Annotated in this window: 1 pseudogene; it reads right to left on the reverse strand. The window is 56.6% G+C overall.

Annotated elements, in window-relative coordinates:
- Nucleotides 1–144: 144 nt before the first annotated feature.
- Nucleotides 145–629: pseudogene (locus FMZ75_RS21225) on the reverse strand (hypothetical protein); the annotation flags it as partial.

Genomic DNA, 629 nt, shown 5'->3' on the forward strand with positions numbered 1-629 from the left:
ACAACTCCAGCGTCGTCTCGATCGAAGCTCCCGCCATCCCATGACCCCCGAACCGAATCATGGTGGCTCAGTGAGTCAGAAACCGTTAAAATACGCAACTGTAATGTTAGGAACGTCCGCTCTCGGGTAATCCGGCACTCATTTTTACTTCTTCGGACCGCGCACTGGCCGCATGCTGTGTAACGCGAAAGGCGAGACGCTCTCGGCGATAGAGCGGCTGATCTTACGGACGTGTTCTTCCGTCAGCCGCTCGCCTTCCTTCGCGCCGCATTCGTCGAAGGCTTTGTCTACTGCGCGACCGATGACCCGATCTCTCTCGGCGTCCGCCTGCGACTGGAGGGTCGGGCCGATAACCGACGAGAACGCGGCCTCGACCGCGTGCCCGTCACTGTGCCGGTAAGCATAGATGTCATCGATCGTTTTTCGATCGAAATCCAGAGAGATTTGAACCGCGATTTGTTCTCCAGTTCGAGGATCGAAAGCATAAGCGGACTCGACGGGCGGACCGGCATATTTCTCGCCTAGCATTACAGTTGCGTATTTTAACGGTTTCTGACTCACTGAGCCACCATGATTCGGTTCGGGGGTCATGGGATGGCGGGAGCTTCGATCGAGACGACGCTGGAGTT

Origin of the sequence: Methylosinus sp. RM1 (assembly GCF_011378635.1) — a bacterium.
GTDB lineage: Bacteria > Pseudomonadota > Alphaproteobacteria > Rhizobiales > Beijerinckiaceae > Methylosinus > Methylosinus sporium.